Source organism: Ancylobacter sp. Lp-2, assembly GCF_020523795.1.
Classification (GTDB): domain Bacteria; phylum Pseudomonadota; class Alphaproteobacteria; order Rhizobiales; family Xanthobacteraceae; genus Ancylobacter.
In genome coordinates, this window is the sequence record NZ_JAJALI010000019.1 from 1 (window position 1) to 18,861 (window position 18,861).

20 protein-coding genes are annotated in these 18,861 nt (G+C 67.2%); 8 read left to right on the forward strand and 12 right to left on the reverse strand.

The features are described 5' to 3' along the window. The coding region (locus LGR54_RS25200) for a hypothetical protein (RefSeq protein ID WP_230364712.1) at nt 1-240 on the reverse strand (240 nt) is incomplete at its 3' end. 43 nt (nt 241-283) lie between these two features. Here LGR54_RS25200 and cls point away from each other — a divergent pair. Continuing rightward, nucleotides 284-1,729, forward strand: a complete 1,446-nt coding sequence (cls, locus tag LGR54_RS25205) for a cardiolipin synthase (protein ID WP_230364713.1) — start codon at nt 284-286, stop codon at nt 1,727-1,729. 33 nt (nt 1,730-1,762) lie between these two features. On the opposite strand, the gene LGR54_RS25210 is transcribed toward cls, so the two are convergent. After that, on the reverse strand, nt 1,763-2,473 hold the full coding sequence (locus tag LGR54_RS25210; protein ID WP_230364714.1) for a DUF554 domain-containing protein: 711 nt from the start codon (nt 2,471-2,473) through the stop codon (nt 1,763-1,765). Between the two features lie 317 nt (nt 2,474-2,790). Here LGR54_RS25210 and LGR54_RS25215 point away from each other — a divergent pair, with 317 nt between their 5' ends. Next, nucleotides 2,791-3,180, forward strand: coding sequence for an RcnB family protein (locus LGR54_RS25215; RefSeq protein WP_230364715.1), 390 nt, complete (start codon nt 2,791-2,793; stop codon nt 3,178-3,180). A 156-nt stretch (nt 3,181-3,336) separates the two neighbouring features. On the opposite strand, the gene LGR54_RS25220 is transcribed toward LGR54_RS25215, so the two are convergent. Next, entirely contained in the window at nt 3,337-3,576 is a 240-nt protein-coding gene (locus tag LGR54_RS25220) for a hypothetical protein (RefSeq protein WP_230364716.1), read from the reverse strand. Nucleotides 3,577-3,945: 369 nt separating this feature from the next. Here LGR54_RS25220 and LGR54_RS25225 point away from each other — a divergent pair, with 369 nt between their 5' ends. Next, nucleotides 3,946-4,617 carry an LOG family protein gene (locus LGR54_RS25225; protein ID WP_230364742.1) on the forward strand — a complete coding sequence of 224 codons (672 nt, stop codon included), beginning with the start codon at nt 3,946-3,948 and terminating at the stop codon, nt 4,615-4,617. Here the strand turns inward: LGR54_RS25225 and LGR54_RS25230 are convergent. The 9 genes from LGR54_RS25230 to LGR54_RS25270 all read right to left on the reverse strand — a co-directional run bounded on the left by LGR54_RS25230 (nt 4,586) and on the right by LGR54_RS25270 (nt 12,506). After that, complete coding sequence (locus LGR54_RS25230; protein ID WP_230364717.1) at nt 4,586-5,701, reverse strand: alpha/beta hydrolase; 1,116 nt, start codon at nt 5,699-5,701, stop codon at nt 4,586-4,588. The two genes, LGR54_RS25225 and LGR54_RS25230, sit on opposite strands and share 32 nt — an antisense overlap. Before the next feature lie 207 nt (nt 5,702-5,908). Continuing rightward, entirely contained in the window at nt 5,909-6,370 is a 462-nt protein-coding gene (locus tag LGR54_RS25235; RefSeq protein WP_230364718.1) for a DUF2147 domain-containing protein, read from the reverse strand. After that, on the reverse strand, nt 6,355-6,810 hold the full coding sequence (locus LGR54_RS25240) for an EamA family transporter (RefSeq protein WP_230364719.1): 456 nt from the start codon (nt 6,808-6,810) through the stop codon (nt 6,355-6,357). The genes LGR54_RS25235 and LGR54_RS25240 overlap by 16 nt, the downstream gene beginning before the upstream one ends. Continuing rightward, nucleotides 6,807-8,030: a GNAT family N-acetyltransferase gene (locus LGR54_RS25245; protein WP_230364720.1), complete on the reverse strand. Its 1,224-nt coding sequence runs from the start codon at nt 8,028-8,030 to the stop codon at nt 6,807-6,809. The genes LGR54_RS25240 and LGR54_RS25245 overlap by 4 nt, the downstream gene beginning before the upstream one ends. 73 nt (nt 8,031-8,103) lie before the next feature. Further along, complete coding sequence (locus LGR54_RS25250) at nt 8,104-9,078, reverse strand: carboxylesterase (protein ID WP_230364743.1); 975 nt, start codon at nt 9,076-9,078, stop codon at nt 8,104-8,106. A 12-nt stretch (nt 9,079-9,090) separates the two neighbouring features. After that, on the reverse strand, nt 9,091-9,459 hold the full coding sequence (locus tag LGR54_RS25255; RefSeq protein WP_230364721.1) for an EamA family transporter: 369 nt from the start codon (nt 9,457-9,459) through the stop codon (nt 9,091-9,093). Beyond that, nucleotides 9,456-10,379, reverse strand: coding sequence for a hypothetical protein (locus tag LGR54_RS25260; protein ID WP_230364722.1), 924 nt, complete (start codon nt 10,377-10,379; stop codon nt 9,456-9,458). The genes LGR54_RS25255 and LGR54_RS25260 overlap by 4 nt, the downstream gene beginning before the upstream one ends. 5 nt (nt 10,380-10,384) lie before the next feature. Beyond that, a complete protein-coding gene (locus tag LGR54_RS25265) occupies nt 10,385-11,800 on the reverse strand; it encodes an aspartate aminotransferase family protein (RefSeq protein WP_230364723.1) in 1,416 nt (471 codons plus the stop codon). Then, nucleotides 11,793-12,506, reverse strand: coding sequence for an HAD-IB family phosphatase (locus LGR54_RS25270; RefSeq protein WP_230364724.1), 714 nt, complete (start codon nt 12,504-12,506; stop codon nt 11,793-11,795). The genes LGR54_RS25265 and LGR54_RS25270 overlap by 8 nt, the downstream gene beginning before the upstream one ends. A 373-nt stretch (nt 12,507-12,879) precedes the next feature. Here LGR54_RS25270 and LGR54_RS25275 point away from each other — a divergent pair, with 373 nt between their 5' ends. From LGR54_RS25275 to LGR54_RS25295, 5 genes are all read left to right on the forward strand, one after another. Then, the gene (locus tag LGR54_RS25275; protein WP_230364725.1) at nt 12,880-13,554 is read left to right on the forward strand and encodes a response regulator transcription factor; all 675 of its coding nucleotides are present in this window, start codon (nt 12,880-12,882) and stop codon (nt 13,552-13,554) included. A 533-nt stretch (nt 13,555-14,087) separates the two neighbouring features. Beyond that, the gene (locus LGR54_RS25280; RefSeq protein WP_370638281.1) at nt 14,088-15,113 is read left to right on the forward strand and encodes a UDP-glucuronic acid decarboxylase family protein; all 1,026 of its coding nucleotides are present in this window, start codon (nt 14,088-14,090) and stop codon (nt 15,111-15,113) included. A 187-nt stretch (nt 15,114-15,300) separates the two neighbouring features. Continuing rightward, entirely contained in the window at nt 15,301-17,163 is a 1,863-nt protein-coding gene (locus LGR54_RS25285) for a glycosyltransferase (protein WP_230364745.1), read from the forward strand. Nucleotides 17,164-17,323: 160 nt separating this feature from the next. After that, nucleotides 17,324-18,250, forward strand: coding sequence for a glycoside hydrolase family 26 protein (locus LGR54_RS25290; protein WP_230364726.1), 927 nt, complete (start codon nt 17,324-17,326; stop codon nt 18,248-18,250). A 55-nt stretch (nt 18,251-18,305) separates the two neighbouring features. Further along, nucleotides 18,306-18,851 carry a DUF995 domain-containing protein gene (locus LGR54_RS25295; RefSeq protein WP_230364727.1) on the forward strand — a complete coding sequence of 182 codons (546 nt, stop codon included), beginning with the start codon at nt 18,306-18,308 and terminating at the stop codon, nt 18,849-18,851. The last annotated feature ends 10 nt before the right edge of the window (nt 18,852-18,861 follow it).

An 18,861-nucleotide genomic window follows, 5' to 3' on the forward strand; every position in this document is an offset into this window, starting at 1 on the left:
GTGATCTGGGACGGCCATGACGGCATCGTGCTGCAGAACGCCAAGCTGACCGATCTCACCAGCAGCAATTTCCTCTTTACCTGAGCGGGCTCGCCACGGCGGGCCGCACAGGACGGGCGGCGCCCGCGGCATTGGCGGGCGTGGCCGGCCGATGTGGAGAATGTTGTTGGCGAGCGGCCGGGGACTGCGCGCCGCGCCGGTCTTGCGAGGTTTCCCGCCTGCCCGCGCGGCGGCGAACATGATTTAATGCAGTGCGCGCCCCTTCATCGACCGTACCGCCATCATGCATGATTCTGCCGTCCTCGCCTGGCTGCTCTTCTTCGCGCAGGCCGGAGTCCAGCTCGCCTTCATGGTGCGTGCGCTGCTGCGCCCGCATCGCGAGCCGTCCTCGCGTTTCGCCTGGGTGCTGGTGATCGCCCTCGCGCCGGTGGTCGGCGTGGTCGCCTATGTGCTGTTCGGCGAGGTCAATCTCGGGCGCGAGCGCGTCGGGCGGCTGCGCGCGGCGTTCGATGCCCTGCCGCCCGCCGCCGCGGTGGCCGGCGCCTCGGCGGAAGCGGCGGTGCCCGAGCGCTATGTGCCGCTGTTCCGGGTCGGCCACTCGGTGAGCGGCTATCAGCCGGCCGCCGGCAACCGGGCGACGCTGCTGCCGGATTCCGCCGCCGCCATCGCGGCGATGGTCGCGGATATCGAGGCCGCGCGGCACAGCGTGCATGTGCTGTTCTATATCTGGCTCGCCGATGAGAGCGGGCTCAAGGTGGTGGAGGCGCTGCGGCGCGCCGCAGCGCGCGGCGTCACCTGCCGGGCGATGGCGGATGATCTCGGTTCGCGGGGGCTGATCCGCTCGGCGCATTGGCGCGACATGGCGGCGAGCGGGGTGAGGCTCGCGGCGGCGCTGCCGGTGGGTAATCCGCTGCTACGTCCGCTCAAGGGGCGGATCGACATGCGCAACCACCGCAAGATCGTGGTGATCGACAATGCGATCACCTATTGCGGCAGCCAGAATTGCGCCGATGCCGCCTTCGCCGTGAAGGCCGAGTTCGCGCCCTGGGTGGACGTGATGGCGCGGTTCGAAGGGCCGGTGGTGCGGCAGAACCAGCATCTGTTTGCCAGCAACTGGATGGCCCAGACCGACGAGGACCTGAGCCCGCTTTTCGCCGAGCCGCTGCCGGCGCCGCTTTCGGGCTTCGTCGCGCAGGTGATCGGTTCCGGCGCCGGCGTGCGCTATTCGGCGATGCCGGAAACCTTCGTCGCGTTGATGAGCGCGGCGCGGCGCGAACTGGTGATCACCACGCCCTATTACGTGCCGGACGAGCCGATCCAGGCCGCTCTGTGCGCCAGCGCCCGACGCGGGGTGGCGACCACCATCGTGTTTCCCCGGCGCAACGATTCCTGGATCGTGGCGGCGGCGAGCCGCAGCTATTATCGCGAACTCCTGGAGGCAGGGGTCGAGATCCGTGAATATGTCGGCGGCCTGCTGCACGCCAAGACGCTCACTCTCGACGGCGAGATGACGCTGATCGGCTCCGCCAACATCGATCGTCGCAGCTTCGAACTGAACGCCGAGAACAACATATTGCTGCACGATGCCGCCTTCACCCGCGAGGTGCGGGCACGCCAGCAGGTGTTTCTCGACGCCGCGCCGCCGGTGATGGTGGCCAATGTCGAGGCCTACAGCCGATGGCGCCGGCTATGGAACAACACCATCGCCATGCTCGGGCCGGTGCTCTGAAGCCGACGGGCGCCGCCGGTCGTTCCCCCCGCGTCAGAAGAAGCGTGCCCAGAGGGCGGAGACGGGCATAACCAGCACCAGCGCCGGCAACATGTTGGCGACGGGAAAGCTCTTGATGCCGCAGATGCGGAATCCGGTGACGAAGACGATGATGCCGCCGACGGCGGAGAAGTCGGCGTTCATCAGCTTGTCGGTCATCGGCATGATGAAGACGGCGCCGAAGGCCAGCGCCAGCTGGATGAGCAGCTGAGGCACCGCGATGAGCGCCACCGCATAGCCGAGCGACGTCGCGAAGATGATTGCCGACACCAGGTCCAGCGCCGATTTGGCGAGCAGGATGGACGGGTCGCCGGTCATGCCTTCGTGCATCGCGCCGAAAACGCCGGTGCCGCTGGCGCAGAATAGCACGAGGATGGCGACGAACTGGTCGATGAACGCCTCGTGCGGCGTGCTGGAGGGCTTGCGGGAGAAGCGGCCGATTAGCCGATGCAGTGCGTGGCCGAGACTTCCGAGATGCCGCTCAATATTGATCAATTCGCCGATAATGGCACCGGCGAGCAGCGCGAGAACCACCGCCGGCAGATGCGCCACCCCGGCGAGCAGGACGACGCCCATGGCCATGGCGGCCGCGCCGAGCGTCATGGGCAGGGCGAACCGCACCCGTTCCGGGATGAAGCGGCCGAAGGCGGCGCCCGCCACGCCTCCCAGCAGAATGCAGCAACTATTGACGATCGGGCCTATCATGTCGGTTCCTCGCGAGGCGCAATGGCGCGGCATTCCCGCGGGCCGAAAGCGCCGAGGAGTCAGCGGCCGCGCCGCCTTCATTCGCCGGCCACTCCTAATGCGTTTGCGCCGCGAGGCCGATAGGTCTTTCGTCTGGAGCGATGAACGTGAAGGAAGGAGAAGAATTTCGAAAGTTATCACGTTATGTGGCTGTATATTATCTAGCGTAAATCATTACAGAATATTTAGATAGATATTCATATGTGGTTCATCTCCCCAGCATCATTCTCTGCTGTATGAACGGCGAAGCCGAACATGAAGAGAATGGAGATAAACCTATGAAGCGCGCTATCGTCATCGCCTCTATCCTGTCGATGCTCGGCACTTCTGTGGCACTTGCGCAGAATGCGCCGCCTCCGCCGCGTCCGAACGCGTCGCAGGGGCAGAAGCCCGGTCAGGCGCAACCCAACCGTCCTCAGTCGAGCAAGCCTCAGCCGAGCAAGCCCCAGCCGAACCGTCCGCAGGCCGGCAAGCCGGCCCCGCAACATTCACAGTGGTCGCGGGGCAAGCAGCTGCCTCCGAACTATCGGCACAATGTGGTGCGCGACTACGGGCGCTATCGCCTGGCCCCGCCGCCGCGTGGCTACAACTGGGTGCGGGTGAACAACGAGTATCTGCTGATCAGCATCGCCTCGGGCCTCATCTCGTCGATCGTGCGGCCGTATTGATCGAGCAACCGCTGGACGGAGGGGTCCAAGCCCCCTCCGTCCCTGCCATATTCTTGACATAAGCCGGTCGCCCGCTTCCACGGCCGGTTGGTTGGTCGACCGGCGGCTTGACGACGCCAGCCTCGGCCTCCCGGCGCTGCCGTCGGACCCGGCGGCTCAGGTACCCGCCCGCCGCTCCCGATAGGCCGGCAACACCCGCAGCGCGAACTCCACCAGATTAGTCTCGTCCTGCTCGCCATGACGGAGGGCCTCGATCAGCGCCGAGGCCAGCCGGTTGCGCATGTCGGGGCCGATCGGTCCTGCCTCCATCGCCGCGGCGACCTGTTGCGCCTGGGTCATGCACCTGTCGAGAAGCTGGACGGTGTCGGGGTCGAAACGCAGGAAAGGCGACGGCATAGTTCGGGTACCTCTGGTGGCCATTCGCGGCCCGCGCGGTCATGTAGGCGCGGCCGGCGGTGCGGCAAGGCCGGCTGGTGTCGTGGCCGGTGGATCCCGATCACGATGCCGGCAGGAGAGGGCTCTCCCTCGCATGAGGAAAGGGCGTCATCGCGGCATCGGCCGGATGGAGTGCGGTGCCATTCCGGCCGCCGGCGCGGTCGGTGCTGCATTCGCCGACAAATCAGCCTACCAAACACATCGCGGACGCCGAGCCGATCATGGTGCGGTCGGTGCCGGAGGAGAGAAACCGACGTGAGTGACGACCGGACCTTGCTGCCGAGCTATCGGCTTCCCGCCCTCGACCAGCAATTCCTGCTCGGCGATTCCATGCGTGGCGTGCGGTTCCTGCTCGAATATGCCAAGGCCGAGGAAGAGCTGCGGCGCTGGCGCATCCGCTCCACCGTGGTGGTGTTCGGTTCGGCGCGGGTGCGGCAGGACGGGCCGGGACGCCAGCCCTTTCTCTACGAGCAGGCGCGGGCCTTCGGGCGCATCGCGTCGGAGCGCGGCGGCGCGCTCGGGCTCGGCGATGGCGGCGTGCGCGACAATGTGATCGCCACCGGCGGCGGGCCGGGGCTGATGGAGGCGGCGAACCGCGGTGCGTTCGAAGCGGCGGCACCGAGCATCGGCTTCAACATCAGCCTGCCGCACGAGCAGGGTCCCAATCCCTACACCACCCCGCAGCTGACCTTCCGCTTCCACTATTTCGCGATGCGCAAGATGCATCTCGCCATGCGGGCCAGCGCGCTGGTGGTGTTTCCCGGCGGCTTCGGCACGCTCGACGAGCTGTTCGAGATCCTCAATCTGCGGGCGACGGACAAGACGCAGCCGGTCGGCATCGTGCTGTTCGACGAGGCCTATTGGCGCTCGGTGATCAATTTCCGCGCGCTGGTCGACAACGGCATGATCGACGAGGACGAATGCGGGCTGTTCGAGTTCGCCGACACCGCCGAGGACGTCTGGGCCAAGCTCAGTGCCGGCGGGCTGAAGGTGCCGGCCTGATCCCTCCGGCATGGGCATGGACCCAGGCGGCGATCTCCGGCCATGTCTGCGCATGTGCCCGCCGCCCGGCGAGGATGGCGAGATGCTGCAGGCCGACACCGACCTCCGGCGGGTGCTCGAGGATGCGGACATCGTCGGTCGGCATGAGGGCAAAGAAGGGTTCGATCGCGGCGCGCGGGCCGATCTCGTCCGCCGGGTTGACCAAAGCGAGCACGGGCAGGCGCAGTTCCTGCGGCCCGAGCCGCCGCCCGCCGAGCTCGATGCGGCCGCGGCGGAAGCGGTCTTCCCGATAGAGCCAGCGGACGATCTCGTGCACCAGCCGGCCGGGCAGGGGCACCTCGTCCAGCGCCCAGCGCTCGACATGCAGGTGGATGTCGAGCGCCGCCGGGTCGGCGAGGCTCAGCGCCGCATCCAGCCAGCGCGCCCAGACGAAGGTGGTCGGCGCCAGAAGGGCACAGCCCTGCGACAGCTGCGAGCCGGCCACGGGGCCGTCTTCCGGGGTTTCGGATTTCTGTGCCACCACGACGTCGCGGAACGGGCTGGAGCCTGGATCGAAGCTCAGCGGTGCGCCGAGCAGCACCAGGCCGGCGAAACGTGGCGGCTCGAGCGCACCGGCAAGGGCGGCCAGCGTGCCGCCGAGCGAATGCCCGGCGATCACCGGCACCGCGCCGGCGTGTCCGGCAGCAATGGCGCGCGCGGCAGTGAGCAGTGCCAGCACATAATGGGCGATACCGGCCGGCGCGTCGCCGGTCCTCGGCGGCAGCCATTCGACGAGATATACGGCGAAGCCGCTGTCGAGGCAGAACCGCACCGCACTGACCTGGGGTGTCAGGTCCCAGACATAAGGCCGCTTGATCGGCGCCGGCGCGAACATCAGCGGCGGACCGCCGGTGGTGCCGCCATAGCGGCGAAGCCGCCAATGCGGTCCGGAGGCGATGACGTCGTAGCGGCATTCGTGCGGCTGGTAGCCGAACAGGTCGAGAGCGCGCGCCTGGGCGTTGCGCCACTCGTCCATCGCGGCGAGCTGCGCGGCGTGCAGCTCGACGAGAGCTTCGGGTAGGGGATGCGGGGCGGGCCGTTCCATGACGTTCTGGCTCCTCGAACGCCTGCGCCGCCATCGGGGGCACCCGCCGATGGCCACTCAGTCGCAAGAGCCTAACGCGCGACTATGGCAACTCTGGAGACGCCGACCCGGCGCGCGGCGCCATCCGGGATGGCCGACGCCGGTCGCCGGTTTCCAGCAGGCGGGAGCGTCTCCGGCACCCGCCGACCGTGCCTGCGGCCGATGCCGTCAGCTGCAGCGGCCCAGGCTCGCCGGCGCGCGGGTCCACTCCATCGTTTCGCCCAGCGCCTCGAGGCCGACGAAGCCGATCACCGCCAGCCGCCCGTTCTTCCTGAGCTCGGCCGACAGACGGTAGCGGCTGCCGGTCTCGGGATCGTAGATCCAGCCGCCCTCATAGCGGTTGCCCTTGGCCTGCAGGTCGCCGAGCACGCGCAGGCCGCAGATCGGCCGGTTGCGCGCCGAGGTCTCAGGATTGCGCGCGTCGCGCAGAGGCTGGCCGCCCATGGTCGGCGTCTTCAGCCAGACGATGCGGCCACACACCGCGCCGCCGCACGGAGCGATCTCGACGGCGCCTTGCCCGTCATCGGTCAGCCACACGCCGCCGATGTCCTCCGGCGCGGCCTTGGCGGCGGGGGCGGCGACGAGAAGGGACAGTGCCGCCAGGGCGGACAGCATCAGAGGTCGGCGCATGATTTCACTCCCGTGGACGGTGTCGACGCGGCAGGTTTGGCCTGCTCGGCGGTTTTGGCCTCGCTCTGTTCGGCCTCGGGGCCGATCAGCCAGACTCCGGCGAGAATGAGGGCGATTCCGAGCGCGGGCACAAGCCCCACCCCCTCGCCGAAGATCAGCCAGCTGGCCAGCGGCACCGTGACATAGCTCAGCGTCGTCAGCGGGAACGCCTTGCCGAGCGGGCAGTATTTCAGGATCAGGATCCACGAGGCGTAGGTGGCGAAATAGAGCAGCGCCGCCACCCAGCTCGCCGGCGACTGCGCCACCGCCTGCAGGAAGGCCGGGCTGATCGGCATGTCGCCAATGGCGCGCGAGGTCGCCTCGAAGGCGATCTGCGTGCCGGTGTCGACCAAGAGATAGATCCCGACCAGCACGGGAAAGCGCAGCGAGGCGGCGATCATGACGCCTGCTCCCGCTTGTGGTGCGCCACGAGGTCGGGATCCCAGCGCGGAAAGCCGAGCCACGGCACCGCGAGGCGCACCAGCGCGTGCAAGGCGGGATTGAGGTGCTTCACCATGATGGTCGAGGGGCGCAGCCCGCTGCCATAGCGCAGCTTCGAGGCGAAGGCGGTCTGCCCCGTCTGCAGGAAGCGCTTGCCGAGACGCTGACACAGCTTCACGTTTTCCGCCCAACTCACCGCGTAGAGATCATGGTCGCGGGCCAGCGGATAGGACATGCCGAGGAATTTGTCGATCACCCGGTCCGGTTCGAGCAGCAGCAGATTGAACGCCGCCAGCCGGTCGCCGATCCGGTAGAAGGCGAATAGCGTGCGCTCGGGCTGGGCGGCTGCGACGTGCTCGAAATAGCCGTCCGGCAGATCCTCGAAGTCGCCATAGCGCACATGGCTCTGCGCCCGCGTCGCGTCATAGAGGGTGCGCACCTCTTCCTCCAGCCCGGCGATGGAGTGGCGCCACTCGACGGTGACGCGGTCGGCGCGCTTCAGCTTGCGGCGCAGGTCCTTGCGGGTGGCGGAGGAGAGGCGCGCCAGCCAGTCGTCGATGGTGGAGGTGCCCGCGAGATCCAGTACCGCGTGCGGCAGGCTTTCCAGCGGCACATAGCCGGCGGCGCGCAAGGCGGGGCCGACGCGCTCCATCTCCGGCGGGTCGAGGTCCTTGACGGCGATCAGCCCGGCTTTCTGCCGCCGGGCCTCGGCCTCGACGCCGCGCAGCAGCTCGGTGAGCACGGCATCGCGCTCCCGCGTGCCGAGCGACGGGCGCAGCACCACCGGGCAATTCTCGGTGAAGGGCGAGCCGATGGCGAGCAGCCGCCATTCCTGGCCGCGCAGCAGGGCGCGCGCGCCGGAGCGTGCCAGCCGGCCGAGCCGATCGGCGATCGAGCCGCCCGCCGGTGCCGCGCTTTCCTCCTGGAACGGGGTGTCGAGTGGGTAGCCGACGGTGAACAGCGGCAGGGCACCGAGCAGGCCGCCAGCATCCGAGAGGCTGGCCGCCGCCAGCCGGAAGCTGGGCGGAGTGCCGGTCTCGCAGGCAACGAGATAGTCCCAGCCCTCGGCATCGTCCGGGCGGCACGCCATCCAGTCCTGCCGGGCGATATCGGCCACGCCGGCATGGAGGCGCACCTGCCGGCCGGCAGGCGTGCCGGCTCCGGTCGGTGAAGCTGTCATGCCGGTGTTCCGGGATGCCGCCGTCTGCCTGGATGAACGCCCTTCGCCGGCCGGCAGGCCGAGCGACAGGGGCTCATGAGCCATGGCCCGCCCCGACGGAGGCCAGCGCGGCCGATCCGAGGCCGGGAACGAGGTCGGTGGGTTCGCGCACGCCCGGCGTTGCGCCCGCTTCCGTCGTGGCATTGGCATTGGCGGCGCTCGGCCGCGCCCAGCCGGTCGGCTCGGCCTGCTCGGCCTCGACATCGCGGGCGATGCGGGTGACGAATTCCACCACCCGGTCGCCGACGAGGTGCCGCTGCCGGTCCACGGTGACGAGATGGTAGCTGTCCTCCAGCACCATGGTGTCGACGACGCCGCCGAGCCGGCGCTGCAACGTGATGGCATTGTCGAGGCTGGCGATGTCGTCGTGCCGAGCGTGCACCACCAGGGTGCGCTGGCGGATCAGCGGCAGCATCGGCTTGATCTTGGCGGTGAGCCGCCACAGCTCGCGCAGCGCCATGGCGGGGGTGGCGAGCAGGCCGGCTTCGGCGCTGCTGCCGTGGCGCATGGAATAGGCGACCATCGCCCGGGTGCGCTCGTCCTTCAGCCCGTAGGGCTCGCGCTCCTCGAAGCGGTAGCGCCGGCCGAATGGCGTGTTGATGAACAGCCGCAGCAGGAAGCTGTATTTCGGGATCGACCAGCCGTCATAGGTCAGTGTCGGCGCCAGCATGACGAGGCCGCGCACCCGCTGCGACTGCCGCGCCGCTACCAGCGCCGCCAGCACCGCGCCCATGGAGAGGCCGCCGACGAGAATGGTCGAGCAGCGCTTCTCCAATTCGTGCAACGCGTCGACGGCGCTGTCGTACCAGTCCTCGAAGCCGGTGGCGGTCAGGTCGTCCTCGGTGCCGCAATGGCCGGCCAGCTGGCAGCACATGGCGGTGTAGCCGGCCGCCGCCAGTCGGCGCGCAATGTCGCGCATCTCGACCGGAGTGCCGCCAAGGCCGTGGATGAGCAGCACGCCGACCGGACCGCGTTCATAGAGAATGGAATGATCGGCCACGGCCTTCATCACGTGCCTTCCTCACAATTCGCTGGCGACGAGAACGATACCCGCCATGATCAGCAGCGCCCCCGCCCAATGGTTCCGGCCCAGCCGCTCGCCGAGCAGCAGATGGCTCGCCGCCAGGACGCCGAGAATGTTCAGGCTGGCGAGCGGGAAGGCGATGGAGAGTGGCACCAGGGCTAGAATGCGGATCCATATAATGAATTCCGCTACATATATACCGATTCCAGCCAGCAGCCAGGGCGTCGCCACCAGCGAGCGGACGAAGGCGCCCCAGCGGCCTTTTTCCGGTGTCGGGATATTGTCCGCGCCCAGCTTGAAGGCGATCTGGCCGAGAATGTCGCAGGTGACGGAAAGCGCGAACAGCGCGACGAGTTCGAGCGTCATTGCAGCAGCGCCTCCATCGCCGAGAGGATGCGTAGGTTGGTTGCCTCGTTGACGGCGATGCCGGCATCGGACGGCACCGGGCGCTGGTCGCGGTCGAGCCGGGCGAGCAGCGAGCGCACCAGCCCGAGCGAGCCTTCCGGCGAATAGTCGCCGCACACATCCATGCCGATCACCGGTCGCCGGGCGGCGATGATGTCGATCGCCTCCAGCACCGCGTCGAGGCTGAGGCGGCCCTGGTCCCAATTGGTCACCGCCTCGGCGGAAGTCAACGCGTCCTTGTCGAGGCTGACCCAGACCGGTGCCTCGGGCAGCCGCTCGGCGATGCCGGCGATGCGCCCGGCCCAGTCGTCCTGCGCGAGGCCATGCCAGCGCAGGCCGTCGCGCGCGAGGCCGCCCTTGCCGCGCGCGCCGGCATTCTCGAAGGAGGGGCCGGCATAGAAGGTCGCGCCGTCGAACCAGGGGTGCAGTTCCAGCCGGCCGGAGCGCAGCGCGCCGACCGCGCCGCCCCGCAGCTGCGGGGCCTCGATGTCGGCGCTCGCCGGGCCGAGCGTGACCACGCGCAGCACCTGCGGCAGTTCGAGCGCCCGCGCCACCCAGGAGCCGCAATTGATGCTGGAGGGAAAGCGGATCCAGTCCGGATGGTTGTCGAAATGGATGATGCTGACCGGCTGCTTCAGCCGCTTCACCAGCAGCAGCGACAGATGGTGGAAGTCGCCGGAACCGATGAAATGGATGTCGCCCGGCGCCGGCGGGCCGAGGCGGGCGTCGAGGGCGTCGAGCGCCTCCTCGGAGGCCAGCAGTCGCAGGCGCGGGGCGAGGTCGCGGGCGGCGACGACATCGCCGCCCGAGCGTGCGCATGACGCGACCAGACCAGGCTGGGCCGCAAGCGAGCCATCCGTGTCCAGCAAGCGTATGCGCATCGGCGTCACCGGGGCGTGACCCGCTCGAACAGCTGGTCGAGCAGGGCGAGGGCGAGATCGATCTCCTCATAGGAAATCGTCAGCGCCGGCGCCACCGTGATCACGTTCTTATGGTAGCCCCCGATGTCGAGCACCAGGCCGTAGCGCTCGCCGCCATGCACGAGGTCGCCCTTCAGAGCCTCGTCGACCATGAGGTCGACCAGCTTCTTCGACGGCGTGTAGCTGTCATGCGGCTCGCAGATCTCGATGCGCAGGGCGAGGCCGAGGCCGTCGACGTCGCCGACGATCTTGTGCTTCTCCTTGAGCGCCTTCAGGCCGTCGAGGAAGTAGGCGCCCTTGGCCGGCACGGTGGTCTCGTAGTCGTCCTCGCGCATCATGCGCATGGCTTCGAGCGCCACGGCGGTGCCGAGCGGGTTGGCGTTGAAGGTCGAGTGCGTCGAGCCGGCCGGGAACACGGTCGGGTTGATCAACTCTTCGCGCGCCCAGATGCCGGACAGCGGGTTCAGCCCGTTGGTCAGCGCCTTGCCGAACACCAGCACGTCCGGCGTGACGCCGAAGTGCTCGATCGACCACAATTTGCCGGTGCGGTAGAAACCCATCTGGATCTCGTCCACGACGAGCAGGATGCCGTGCTTGTCGAGCACGCGCTTCAGTTCGGGGAAGAAGTTCGGCGGCGGGATGACGTAGCCGCCGGTGCCCTGGATCGGCTCGACATAGAAGGCGGCATATTCCGCCTGGCCGACCTTGGGGTCCCACACGCCGTTATATTCGCTCTCGAACAGGCGCTCGAACTTCTTCACGCACAGCTCGCCATACTCCTCCTTCGACATGCCGCGCGGGCCGCGGAAGTGATAGGGGAACTCGACGAACTGCGCCCGCTCGCCGAAATGGCCGTAGCGGCGGCGGTAGCGATAGGACGAGGTGATCGCCGAGGCGCCCAGCGTGCGGCCGTGATAGCCGCCCTCGAAGGCGAACATCAGGCTCTTCCCGTTCGAGGCGTTGCGCACGATCTTCAGCGAGTCTTCCACCGCCTGCGCACCGCCGACGTTGAAGTGCACGCGGCCCTTCTGGCCGAAGCGCTCCTTCGCGCCGATGGCGATCTCGGCGGCAAGCTCGATCTTCTCCTTGTGGAGATACTGGCTGGCGACCTGCGGCAGGCGATCGATCTGGCGCTTCAGCGCCTCGTTCAGCCGCGGATTGGCGTAGCCGAAATTGACGGCCGAGTACCACATCTGCAGATCGAGGAACTGCTGTCCCTCGTCGTCATAGATGAAGGAACCTTCGCAGCGCTCGAAGATCTTCGGCACTTCCGTGTAGTGTACTGTATCTCCGTAGGAGCAGTATTCGGCTTCCAGAGCATAGAGCCGTTCGCGGTCGTTCTCGCTCGCCAGCGGATTGGAGGTCGGGTTACGGTCAAGCATTGAGGTCCTCGAACGAAGTTCCGGTGGCAGCCGGCAGGGTTGGGCTCATCTCCGAGATGAGTACGGGCAGGAAGGCAAGAACGTCGGCGAAGCCGGAGACGGCCAGGTGCGGCAACGACTCTTCGGCACAGTAGGCGGCTAGGCTTCCCTTCGCGAAAACGAAGTCAGCGCGTCGAGCAAGGCAAAAATCGGACCGCCCGTCGCCGATCAACACCAGTTGACGCTTGCCGTCGGTGGCGGCGCATTTGCAGGTGCCGCTGCCGCAGCCTTCATTGCCGTTGCTGAAGCTCGCGGCCCAGCGATTGCCGCCAACGGGTGCCATGCGGTTGCAGGTCACCGGCAGGTCGAGGCCGGCGGCAGCCAGCAGGGGCAGGATGGAAACATCGAAGCCGTCCGACACCACGGAGACGTCGGCGCCGTAGCGGCGTGCCGCGGCCACGAAACGCGGCACGTCGGGATCGAGCGTGATGGTGGAGAGCGCGCGGCGCACCTCTTCCTCGCTGGCGCGGATCAGCGCGACCTGCGCGGCGAGGCATTCGCGCGACGAAATCTCTCCCGCCTGCCAGCGATCTTCGATGCCGCGCCATTCCGGCTCGGCGAAGCTCTCTAGCAGGAAGTCGGTGGTGTCGATGGGGCAGATGGTTCCGTCGAAATCCAGTGCGAAGTGAAGCCGCGAAATCACGTGCATGAGGTTACCGATGGTCATGTATATGTTCTTGCGAGTCTATGCCCGCTTCTCGAACGACTTTCTTTCACATAGCTAGCAAAATTTCTTTTCAATTTCGCCTGCTTCTAAGGTCGGACGCATGAGGTGCCCACCCGCCTGTCACCAATCTGCCACGGTGGGGCCGATCGCCTTGAAATCGTTGCGTCAACCTATGCGGGCATGCGGTCAGCGCATGGCCGATCTGTCCTAATCTGAGGTTGAGCGCAGGCCCCGGACCGCGACTGTATCCGGCGACCCGTCATCTTGTTTATGGCATAAAAATACCGCCGGGCCGTTGGCCGGCCGTGGGAGCGAGGGTTCGACGCCCCTACGTCAGGTCATGTAGGCTGCTTACGGCTATTGGGGGCTCGCGATGCGCCTGTTGCTCGTTGAGGACGACTGCGAACTTGCAAGGTTACTGGGAGCCGCCTTGAACCCGGTGGGCTTCGTGGTCGATCACGTCGCGAGCATCGCCCATGCCGAGGCGGCCCTCGCCGCCGGACGCTATGACATCGTCGTGCTCGATCTGGGACTGCCGGACGGCGATGGCCTCGATCTGCTCAAGCGGCGTCGGGCCAACGGATTCGCCGTTCCCGTCCTCATCCTGAGCGCGCGGAACAGCCCGGCCGATCGCGTCCGTGGGCTGGAGGAGGGGGCTGACGATTATGTGGCGAAGCCGTTTCACCTCGAAGAGTTGGTGGCGCGGCTGCGGGCGCTGCTCCGTCGGCCGAACCATGCCCTCGGCGCTCATCTCACCATCGGCAATGTCGATTTCAACACGGCCGACTTCCGGGTGACGGTGGCCGATACGCCGCTTGCGCTGTCCCGGCGCGAACTCCGACTGCTGGAGCTGTTCATGCGCCGGGCTGGTCGCGTACTCACCAAGGAAGTCATCGAGCAGTCCCTCTACGGTTTCGACGACGATATCGAATCTAATGCCGTGGAGGTGCTGATGCATCGTCTCCGGCGCAAGCTGGCGGGCGCGGGCGCGAGTTCGGGCATTCAGACGCTGCGTGGCATCGGCTATCTGATGGACGAGGTGCACTAGCCGCGCTGTGGCCGCTCCGGCACGGGCGTGTCGGCGGGACGATGGGGCACAGTTCTGGCGCGCGCCGTCGCTTCGACATCGACCGCGGGCCGCTTGCTCGACATCGAGCCGAGACGGGTCACGATATCAGCCGGCATTTCAGCTCGCCGACCGCCGAGGACAATGCCGGTTTTCCTGGCATTCCAAATGCCCGCGGTGGCCGGCTACGGTACATACGAATGGCGATATATTTTCACGCTAAAAAAATTTGAAATTCATACTAATTTGTTCACATTGTAAGCTTGCCGTAAGGTTGCATCCGCAGATTGAGCCTGGGGCGGACGTTGAGAGTGAAACTCGACAAGACCTTGGAGTACCAGTTCCCGTCGGAAAGCGATCCGCGTCAGTCTTTCGAGGCGAGAGGCATGGTCGGGCAATCCTCGGTCCGGAGGGACGGGGCAGCTATCGGCTGATGTCGCCAAGCAACTGATATCGCTCGAATTATTCCGCCATTCGCCATTCACCATCACTGCGAGATCGAAGGTTCTGCACCCATGCAAAGAGCGATGACGCATGCCCGTATGACCCGTGGTGGCGCGCCGCGCCGGAGCCTCCGGGTCCTGGTCACCGGTGGAGCCGGATTTGTCGGTTCCCATTTGTGCGATCGGCTCATCGAGCGAGGGGCCCATGTTGTTTGCCTCGACAACCTCTCGACCGGCAGGCGGCAAAATATCGAACATCTGATCGGCAATCCTCGGTTTTCGCTGCTGCTGCACGATGTCGTGGAGCCCATCCCCGTCCCCCTCGAAGTGGACGAAATCTACAACCTCGCATGCCCGGCTTCGCCGCCGGCCTATTCGGCCGCGCCCATCCACACCACGATGACCAGCGTGCTCGGCGCGCGGAACCTGCTCGAGCTGGCGACGGAGCAGAACGCCAAGATCCTGCAGGCGTCGACCTCCGAGATCTATGGTGATCCCGAGGTCAGTCCGCAGCCGGAAACCTATTGGGGGCACGTGGACCCGATCGGCCCGCGAGCCTGCTACGACGAGGGCAAGCGCTGCGCGGAAAGTCTGTTCTTCGACCATGCGCGCATTCTGGGGACGCGGATCAAGATCGCCCGCATCTTCAACACCTATGGTCCGCGCATGAGCACGGATGACGGGCGGGTCACCTCCAACCTGATCGTGCAGGCGCTGTCCGGCACCGACATGACGGTTTATGGCGACGGCTCGCAGACGCGGTCCTTCTGCTATGTCGACGAGACGGTGGAGGCGCTCATCCGCCTCATGGCGACGCCGGACGCCGTGGCCGGGCCGGTCAATATCGGCAATCCCGACGAGCGCACCATCAACGACTTCGCCGCCATCGTTCGCCGCATGACCGGATCGCGGTCGCAGATCATCTACCGGCCGTTGCCGGTCGACGACCCGCGCCGCCGCTGCCCCGACATCGGCCAGGCGGTGCGCCTGCTCGACTGGCTGCCCAATGTCGGTCTGGAGGAGGGGCTGGCTCGCACCATCGCCTATTTCCGCGACGAGCTGGTCCGGCTGCCGATGGCGAGGGAGGCCGTGGCATGAGAGAGACCGGGGTGCTGGTCACCGGGGGCGCCGGCATGCGTGCCGGCGTGCCCCGCCATCCTTCCGCCGCCGCCAGCGCGGGGAGGGCGGCATGACCCACGATCCGCGCCTTCTCGCGGCGGCCGCTGACGACAGCCCCGACGAGTTCGTGGATCGTCTCGTCTACAACCCTCCCTGTGCCGTGCTCATGCCGCTGCTCGGCCGGCGGCAGCGCATCGAGTTCGTCTTCGCGATCACCGCCTGGGTGAGCGCCTTCCTGTTTTTCTGGGGCTGGTGGCTCGACCCGGCGCATGTGGACGGGCTGGGGCGCTTCGTCTTCGCCAGCCTGCCCTTCGTCTGGCTCACTCTCATGCCGGTCTACTTCTTCAGTATCTTCGCCGGGAGCCGGAAGCCGGCCGGCACCGCGCGACTGCCGGCCGGGAGCCGCGTGGCGATGGTGGTCACCAAGGCGCCGTCCGAGCCGTTCGAGGTGGTGGCGCAGACCCTCGAAGCCATGCTGGCACAGCCGCATCCGCACGACACCTGGCTGGCCGACGAGGATCCTTCCGAAGAGACGCTGGCCTGGTGCGCGCGGCACGGCGTGCGGGTTTCCACCCGCAAGGGCGTCGCCGCGTATCAGCAGCAGGACTGGCCGCGCCGGGTGCGCTGCAAGGAAGGGAACCTCGCCTATTTCTACGACCACTACGGCTATGAGCGGTACGACTTCGTCGTGCAGCTGGACGCCGATCACGTGCCGACCTCGCATTATCTCGAGCGCATGCTGGCGCCGTTCAGCGACCCGCGCATCGGCTATGTGTCCGCGCCGAGCATCTGCGACCGGAACGCCGGGCAGAGCTGGGCGGCGCGGGCCCGCCTCTATGCCGAGGCGTCGATGCACGGGGCGCTTCAGGCCGGCTACACCGGCGGCTGGGCGCCGCTGTGCATCGGCTCGCATTATGCGGTGCGCACCGAGGCGCTGAAGCAGATCGGCGGCCTCGGCCCGGAACTCGCCGAGGATCATTCGACGACGCTGATGATGAACGCCGGTGGCTGGCGCGGCGTGCATGCCATCGATGCCATCGCCCATGGCGACGGTCCGCGCACCTTCGCCGACCTCGCGACGCAGGAGTTCCAGTGGTCGCGCAGCCTCGTCACCATCCTGCTGCGCTATTCCCCGGAGCTGATTCCCCGGCTGCCGGGACGGATGCGCTTCCAGTTCCTGTTCTGCCAGTTCTGGTATCCGCTCTATTCCGGCGTCTGGGCGCTGCTGTTCCTGATGCCGGTGGTGGCGCTGGCCGGCGGCAGGCATTTCGCCAATGTCACCTATCTCGACTTCGCCGTGCACTACGTGCCGATGTCGGTGGTGCTGCTGGTCATGATCTATCGCTGGCGCGCCAGCGGGTGGTTGCGTCCGGTGGATTCCCGGCTGCTGAGCTGGGAAGAGGTCCTGTTCGTGCTGGCGAAATGGCCGTGGTCGCTGCTCGGCACGCTCTACGCGCTGCGCGACTGGGCGACGGGTTCCTTCGTCGATTTCCGCGTCACCCCGAAGGGCAAGGGCGGGGTCGAGCCGGTGCCTCTGCGCGTGCTCGCGCCCTATGCCGTGATCTGCGTCGGCTCGGCGACGGCAGCGCTCTTCTTCGGCAATGCCGGTTCGGCGAGTGGCTTCTACGTCTTCGCCATCGTCAATGCGTTGCTCTACGCGGTGCTGATCCTCGTCATCCTCGTGCGCCATGGCATCGAGAACCCGGCCGGTCGGCGCTTGGGGCGGCGCGGGGTCGCCCGTGGGGGCGTCTATGCGGCGCTCGTCATCGGTCTGTTCGCCCTGCCGCTCGCCGCCGTCCGGCAGCGCGGGCCGGAGGGGTTGGGGGCATTGGCCTGGGGCGCCTTGCCGACCCCCTATACCCGGGTCGTGTTCTCCGCCACCGGAGCCGGTATGGGCCGTGGCGGCTTCAAGCTTGTCTTCATCCCGCCCTGGATCGCGAAGGACGGGGATTCGGTCGCGCCACCGGCCGCGGCGAGTCCCGCGCCCGAGCGGTCGAGGGCCGGGAGATATTCCGGGAGGCTGGAATGACATGCCAGCGTCCCCGGAGGGTTCGTGGCGTTTCCGTCGCCGGTGCGTGCCTCGCCGACACATGTCGTTTCGTCACTCATGTCGGCGTCGATCCGGCCACGGTCGTGCGGTGGAGATCGGGCGAAGGTCCGCTCTCCATTGAAAAGGAGGAGGTAGGAAAATGAGGAGATGGTCCAAGTATATGTGGCTTGCCGCTTTGTCCGGCAGCACGGCGCTCGCCTTGACGCTCGCCCTGGCCGTGCCGGGCGAAACGCAGTCGCCGGTGCAACTTGCTTCGCCGACCGGCAAGGTGAAGTTCGGCATTTACGACCCCGACGGCGTGTTCGCCGGGGACAAGAGCGTGCGCATCGAGCACATCTACATTCCCTGGCGCGATTCAGATCTCACATCGCTGGCCAACGCGGACAGCTATGCCCGCCAGCACCACCGCGATCTGCTGATCTCTATCGAGCCTTGGTCCTGGTCGCCGGGGGCGAATGCCTCACCCGACCAGTTGCTCGACGGGATTCTGGCCGGCGCCTATGACGGGTCGGCCCAGGCGGTCTGCGCGGCATCCGGGGCGCTCGAAAGCCCGGTGACGATCCGCTGGGCGCACGAGATGGATCTGCACAATGGCCGGTTCCCCTGGTCGAGCTGGTCGGGGCAGGACTATGTCGCCGCCTACCGGCATTTCGTCACCGAGTGCCGGAAATATGCGCCGCAGGCCCGGTTCATGTGGTCGCCGCGCGGCGAGGACGGCCTCGCGGCCTATTATCCGGGTGACCTCTATGTCGACGAGATCGGGCTGACCGTGCTCGATCTCCAGCGATACGACATGGATCGCTACGGGCACGCGCGCAGTTTCGAGGAAGCGCTCCGGCCCGCCTATCAGCGTGTCGCCAGCTACGGCAAGCCCATCGTCGTGGCCGAACTCGGCTTCAGCGGCGATGAGGCCTTCGCCGAGCGGTGGCGCGAGGACATGCGCACCATCGGCGACAAGTTCGTCGGACTTACCGCCGTCGTCTACTTCAACGAGGTCGATCCGTTCGCCTGGCCCGCCCCCTATGGCCGGCCCGACTGGCGGCTTCAGCGTGGCCTCGTGAACTGAAACCCGCAGCGGTGCCGGCTGCTGCCGGTGCCTTTCACTGTTGAGGAGGTCTCTGATGATGAAATCCATCGCAGCCATGACCATCGCAGGCATGACCGTCGCCATGGTGATGGTGGGGGGCGCCCCGGCGGCCTACGCTCAGGCCGCCGCCCCTGTCGCCATGAAGCCAAATCCCACCGGCATGCCGAGCGTGACCGGCATCGATGCCCTCTATTCCGGCAAGAGCTGGATCTGGTCGGACGGGGCGGCGTATTTCTCGCCCAACCGCAAATTCGTCGCCTGGGCGGGATCCGGCAAGGACGTGTCCTACGTGCAGGGGACTTGGTGGGTGTCGCCCCTTGGCTGGGTCTGCTTCCAGGGATTGTGGCACGCCAACGGCCCGTCGGGTCGCAACTCGACCTGCTTCTCCCATCGCATGGGACCCGAGCAGGTTATGTACCAGCGCAAGGAGCCGGGCGGGGACTGGTACGTGTTCAAGCACGCTCAGCCGATGGCCGGCGACGAATACGCAAAGTTCAAGGCCGGCGATCTCGCCAGCGCCGGCATGATGAAGGCGAAGGAGGAGCTGAAGGCGCTGAAGGCGGTGAGCGCGCGCAACTGAACGGGCGCGC